The sequence below is a fragment of the Oleiphilus sp. HI0132 genome (assembly GCF_001635845.1).
In genome coordinates this window covers 1-6,801 of record NZ_LWGJ01001224.1, presented here as the reverse complement: position 1 = coordinate 6,801, position 6,801 = coordinate 1, and the positions used below count along the sequence as shown (strand labels likewise).

Annotated in this window: 5 protein-coding genes; all 5 read right to left on the bottom strand. The window is 41.1% G+C overall.

Annotated features, from left to right (window positions below; all coding sequences use genetic code 11):
* Positions 1-282: hypothetical protein (locus tag A3766_RS32070; protein WP_231882921.1), on the bottom strand; the 282-nt coding region annotated here is incomplete at its 3' end.
* A 74-nt stretch (positions 283-356) separates the two neighbouring features.
* Positions 357-1,229 carry an endonuclease/exonuclease/phosphatase family protein gene (locus tag A3766_RS17940; RefSeq protein WP_068642633.1) on the bottom strand — a complete coding sequence of 291 codons (873 nt, stop codon included), beginning with the start codon at positions 1,227-1,229 and terminating at the stop codon, positions 357-359.
* Positions 1,230-2,903, bottom strand: a complete 1,674-nt coding sequence (locus tag A3766_RS17935; RefSeq protein WP_068642631.1) for a hypothetical protein — start codon at positions 2,901-2,903, stop codon at positions 1,230-1,232.
* A gap of 58 nt (positions 2,904-2,961) precedes the next feature.
* Entirely contained in the window at positions 2,962-4,476 is a 1,515-nt protein-coding gene (locus A3766_RS17930; RefSeq protein ID WP_082907149.1) for a DUF2235 domain-containing protein, read from the bottom strand.
* Positions 4,477-4,532: 56 nt separating this feature from the next.
* Positions 4,533-6,801 (bottom strand): ankyrin repeat domain-containing protein (locus A3766_RS17925; protein ID WP_156508957.1); only part of this gene is annotated, 2,269 nt, incomplete at its 5' end.

Here is a 6,801-nt window from a genome sequence, read left to right as displayed (position 1 = left end):
TAAAAGGTTAATAACATCACTTACAGATGGATTAGGGTAATTTGGTTCATTTTGTTTTATGAAATGAATTATCGCTTTTTTTGAGTCTTCAACTAGATTGTTTGAACTTAAGTATAGTAAACATAGTCTCGAAGCTAACGTTTCATAGTTTGCTTCAGATGCACTAGCAATTGCCCTAACGTCAGCATGATCTGCGTAACTGGCCTCTGAAGAGGTTTTGCTGACTGCGGCTTGAGTCTGTATAGATAGAAAGAGCACGATAAGTGCTAGTAAAAAGCGCATAAGTGAGCCTTGTTATTGTCATTTGGTGCAGTATATCGAATCTGGCGAAAGCGATAAATCCACTCTGTTTTTCCTTAATGGCTGACTGATTGAAACTCCAACACGACGTGAATTGGATAATGATCTGACAGCGTCGAATAGTAATCCGAGTTTATTACCTTATAGGATAAAGCGGACATTCCCGATGTCTCAGAAATGAACACGCGGTCAAGCCTGGCAGAGTCTTCAAGCCAGCTTGCGGTGTAGTCAGCCAGTTTGTTGTTATCAATATGGTAGGTTGGTGTGTTGTCTTCGAACTTCCGCCCTACATCGATGAAAGACTCAATGCCTTCAGGGACCTCTGTAAACCCCAAGTTAAAGTCGCCTCCCCATATTACGTGCTTAATTTTCTTTTCTGGGTAGTATCGCTCTGATTCATTTCTGAATGCAGGCAATAAGCTTTCTCGAATAGCATTGATCTGTTCTTTCCTAGCTCTTGATTCACCAAGACCACTCTCCAGATGAACATTGATTAGTACAATGGCCTCGCTTGGGTTAACCTCGTACAAACCAAACAATGCTTTTCGATCATACTTAGAGTCAAGGTTATAAGTCTGAGTATGCAACAACCTATAGCGCGTTAAGAACGCTTGGCCATAGCCCACGCCCCTCGTTGCCTCTCTACTACCTAGCAGATGATAGCTTTTCATCAATTCATGATCTTTAAGCTCCCAAACAAACTGCGGGATCACTTCCTGAAAAAATACAATATCGGGAGACTGCTTAGCGACCTCATCAAGTATTTTTGGATAACGAGTTTCGCCTGATTTCTTATCAAACCAAACATTCCAGCTCATGACGCTTATCTCGGTAGATTCTCGATCTTTAGCGTGAGCAATTAAGCTTGCGTTTAGTAGTGCTGCACCAAGCAGAAGCTTTATGGCTAAGGCATATCTCAAACCAACCATCTACTCACACCCCTCAGTTTCAAGGCTATCAATCCATGCATTTCGTTTACACCTAATCAAGTCGCCTAAATCTTCTAGACCGACATGGTTACCCTCTGAATCAATATAGGAGAAACTGATTTCAGGTTTTGGTTTTCTTCTGTCGCGATATGGAATCACATTCGAGGAATAGCACGTTTTTAGCAGATTCAGTTCCGCATCAGGATAGTCGAATCGATTAAAGATGTCTTCAGTAAGTTTGGCTTGTATTTCGTAACGCTGCTCAGCGGTCAATCTGTACCACTCGGGCTGGAGCTTTAAGCCAATCTCTTCATCAGTCTGGAAACACAATGTGCCGATCACGAGAGTGTTTCTGCGCCCATTCAGAGCATACCGCTCAATTCGTATCTGAGGTAACCCAATCTTTTCAAGGCTTCGAATACGCCAACCTTGATTGGCGTTGAGCATTAAGGGATGAATTATCGAATCATGAAAGGTCGAATAATCTGACGTAAATGGATTCGCCATATCATTCGACCAGGGCGCTTCAATGTAGATATTTGGGTTCAACCTATATGCGTCTAGATACTGAGTTGCTAACTGCGCCCAGAGATGAATCTTCTGAACAAGCGACAGATTAGAATCCAATGACGCTAACTTATTCAACGCAAATAGAAAGTTTTCTCTTAGCCAGTCAGAATAAGGTGAAAATTGCACAACTAGATCACCGAGCTCATTCACTTGCATGTCCGCGATATGGTTTGCCCTAAAGTTGTGAGCAACCTCTAAGCGATCATACTTGAAGCTGTAAAAAGGCTTGGTGAAATCAACCTCACCTTCAACCCAATGATCTGCATCCGAATCGGGTAACACTTCAAGAAAATCCGACTTGCTATTTTGCTTGATGATTTTACATATGGCATCAATTGAACCAATCGCGCCAATACGTTTAGTGTGCCATTCACCTTCTGTTAATTCTTTCAAAGGCAAACGAAAGAGTTTGTCGAATACATACGGGCCATTGTTGTATTGGCGCATATTCAGCCATTCGTGAAACAAACTAACGACATCTTTGATAGAGAAATTACTCGTCTCCATATCAAGTTTTAGGAAACGCTCTTCCCGTTGCAGGCGAAAACTAAGAGTATCGTTTTTATAGAATTCGACATAAGGCCTATCAAGGTCAATCACTCCAGATTCAAAGACAATACCTTCTGGTAAATGCTTTGTATGAACTGTATTTGTGTGGCGGGTTTGAGTTGAATCAAATTCAGCTAATCTCGCCTCTAAAACAGGGATCAGTTTAATGAGGGCGTTAAGATCTTTCCGGGTATTTATTTCAAACCAACGATCTAACCAATCATTCTCTTCAAGTACTTGTAACTCGTACGCGGTTGGCTGATCATCAATCCAGATAAAGTCTCCGCTTAGCACTTCCGTTTTAAAGGTCTTGTAGTTTGTTGTTTTAATCAAACGAAAAAGGGAGAGCTCGTCATCGTGACAATAAGGGGTGAGGTAGTCTAAAGCGACTGGAGCATCGCCTTTGCAGTGTGTTGTAAGCCAATAACAATCGAAGTTAGCTAACGCGTAGGCCATAAAGTCTTTAACTTGGCTAGCCAAGCAATACTCTCGAGTTTCTGGGTTCTTACCTAAAAGAACACCGTCGATATCGATATATAGTTTTATTTTTTTCATTCTAGAGCATTTTAAATTCCTTCATGGGCCAAACAAACAACCCTGAATATCCCATCACCTATGAACCTAGCGGCACCTCACAATTCCTTTCTTGATACCTTTTTTCACGCTGCCATACTACGGGACAACCTTCTACGCCTTCTTTGAATTTGAACAAATAATGGCTTTTGTGAGTCCAGTGCTCTTCATCAGAACAATTTTCATGACTCCATTCTGGATGAACTATCCTCGGATTATGGACAGGATCGAAGCAATGAGAGTAATTATCTGGCCCGCCCTTATTAGATATTTTGCCTATTTTATTACCAATCCAACGAAAGTGACGACCTAAAGGCTTCTCGGTTTCTAATCTATCTATAACCGTTTGATGGACAAAGGGAACCGTATTAACTGCGCATGGGGAACCTTTTTCCTTTGAGCTTTCAGTACACTTTAAATACAAAGGTATATGTCGATTGCGGTTTTGGCCAAATGCCTGCCACCCCATTTCTTTAGCTGAATCGTGAACCTTACCAAACCGATTTTCATAGACACCAGCCTCATTTAAAAGCAATGGCTGTCGGCCAGTTCTTTCTCCTCCACAAGAGATAGTATTCCAATCATTGTCCTGAACCTGTTTGATCATCCAGTTCAAAGGAACTCCACTAATGTCAGTATCTAGATAACCACCTCCTACATCTGAGTGAGCACCAGAAAACCAAACTTCATCAACTATTTCAGCATGATGAATCGAGCGTTCGGGGCATGCTTCAAACAAATTGTCACTTAACAAAGCGGGAGTAAAAGTCTTAGCTCTATTATCATCTATAGACATTGCATGCGCCGCTTTTTTTACATTACACAACTGATCATTGTATTTTGGAGGTAATCCATTTTTTTTGAAATTCTTTTCTCCAACGTAGTTTTCGAGAGCTGGCACAGTGTCCCACAATCCTAAAAACTCAATCATAGGTCTACGCTGGTTTGCTTCACCTATATAGTCACTCAGATCTTCTTGTTTTTCAGATGAACTTTTCTCCTGCGTATATAGCTTCCATATACGATTCAAAGTCTCAGCATCAACATCATCATTCATATCTGAATTTAAGTCCCGCACAAGTCCCGCGTGAAAAATGAGACTGGCTAAAATTCGTGACGCAGCAGCGCCACGGCTAAAACCAAATATGTAAATTTTGTCATTATCATTTCGATAGTGTGTGGATATATATCGATACCCTTGTAGTACATCTTCTTCTATGCCCAGTCCTTTTATTTTGCCAAAAATATTCATCACACCATCACTGCTACCTACACCTTTGATATATATTGAGAAGTTATTGGGGCAATCGTTAACGGGCGGTTGAATTGATGAAAGGTTATATAGTCTATGGACGTTAGTATGATCAGATTCTGTGTTTTCTGTCCCATCTAAGAAGACAGCAATATTTCGCCCTTGATCTTTCTGAACTTCGTTACAGTAAGATAATGCGTCTTCTATTCCCATTGGGGTCGAAGTGAAATCATTACTCGCACATGAGCTAAGTAAAATGATTGTGCCAACAAATAAAAACCTAACAGCTAAACATCTCATCATTCCCTTTCCTTATGTTTTTAGCAGTGTTAACTGCGTAATTGCCTGAAACCCGCGACCTACAGACAGATTGCTCTAGAACCTTTACCTGGATTAGGGTTCGGTCCGGTAGGAGGCTTCGCGCAATCAGGCAGTGCATCTTCTCGCTCTTTCCTCTCTCTCTCAGCCTGACGAAGAAACTCTTGATGTTTTATCCTCGATTGTCGAGCGAGATCTTCATTTTTGATGCGCTGTGCTTCAGCTCTCCTAGCTTGCTCTGCTTCAAGTTTTGCTATCCTCGCTCTTTCAGCTGAACCATCATCATATCCAAGCGTAATGTTAGAACTACTTAGCATTTGACCATAGTCTCGGTTCAGCCTTTCAATCTCCTGTTTATGTTCTTCACCCTGTTGACGTGCCCATTCGACTGTCTCCATATAAGGCACGCCAGAAGAATAATCACTATTCGATGATGAATACGTCGATGCATTAAAACCATTTGTGGCATTATTAAACGCAGACATACTGTTGGATAGTCCATCAACCCCAGCTTGACTGTCTTTCATCAGCCCGGTAACAAATTCAGCCTGAGTTCTTGCATCGAGCTTATGCGCACCCCCGATTGCGGCGCCTGCTACGCCTGCCAAGAATTTACCCCATTGAAAGCCATTTCTTTTCTGGGCCGCTCGACGCTGTCTATTGCGCTCTCGTCTCGCCTCTGCAATCTCTTCCATTCGCTGTTTACGAAGTTCTTGCATTCGTTTGTTGTAGGCGATCTGACGCTGTTCTTCGAGATAGTTTGCTCTAGCGTTAACGTATGATTCTTTAGCGGTTAGACCTGAGTTGTTTTTCAAGGATTGGTTGGCACCACTGCTTACGAGAAGCTTAATCATTTCCATGTGCTTAGACGTCATCTCTTCTTTGTAGTTTGGGAAAGCATAAAACAATGGAGTTTGATTCTTTGAATCTAACGCGTTTAACGAAGCTCCAGCACCAATCAGTTTGTGCGTAAGTACACGGTCTAACTGCTGTGTTGCAAGGTGAAGAACTGACTCTCTGTCTTTAGGGCGTTGATTTACGTCAGCGCCTAATTCAACAAGCCTTATAGCGGCAGAGTTATCTTTATAATAAACAGCAGAATATAAGGGTGAGAAAGCTTTATCTGCAACCAGCACAGATAAATTTATTGCTGCACCTCGAAATACCATCTCGTCAACTAGCCCCCCCCCATTTGTTGGGGATCCATTAAGAGCATTGTGAGAAATAGCGCTAGCAAGACAAGACACCCCATCAGAAGACACATAGTTAATGTCGGCTCCCTTAGATTGCATAAAGTCGATAATTGAATAACTTTGTTTGATTGGCGCTGACGAGCAAGCAAAATGTAAAGGTGTTAAGCCGAGTTTATTTTTTAAACTATGCTCCGACCCTTCTTCGATCAAGAATCGAAATAGGTTTTCATTGGATAAAACAGCGGCTTCAAATAAGGGCGTATTTCCTTCAGCATCTTTATAAGAATCAAAGCTACCTCTTTTTGACTTAAACGCGTTCAGTATTTCGCGAGGTGCATTTATTTTTATTGCTTGCTTTAAATAGAAGGGAAGCATTCTACTTTTCTTATTGACTCTTCCAAGCAAATTAATGATAACTCCCTTATGATCCTTTGCACTCCAGGGGTTTTCCATCGCTATAGAAATTAGATCAGTAGACTTGAAGAATGTTATCGATTTCCCATTCCTATGCGTAAAGTAGTTACTAATTAGGTATTTAGATTTATCAAAAAAGCTTCTATTTAAAGCTGAGGTCGGCAAACGTTGTGCGAAGCTTTGGCGAGATGACTGCCAACTCGAAGCACTATAGGGAACGCGAACATTATTTACTTGAACTACTTTATTATCTACTAAGTCAAACCAATTTATCTTGCGATTCTTCTCGGCAATCTTACTCAGGTTTTTTCTTTCAAGATGAAAAAACTCTTCTATAGAGTCTTCCAAAACTTCGTCTATACCTTCATCACATACTCTAATTTCACCATTAGCCTCATACTTGAGCCCAATACAATATTGGTCACTGCCTCGCTCCCCCAAAAAGCTGTTTCCATGGATTAATTGGAGCATAAGTACATAGTTCGTATCGTTTAATGGTGAAAACTCTTGAACTATAGAAAAAGATCTATTGAGGATTGATTTAGCCTTATCAAAAAGCTCTTTCTCTAGAACAACCCTGTTTTCTCCGGTTTCGTCAAAGTTATGTGCTTGTAAAGGAGGTTCTACGTGCAAAGAGAGGGTTAAATCATATACTGCATAGGAAGAGCGCCCAAAACCTAACAAAGTAACTGCTAGCACCAAA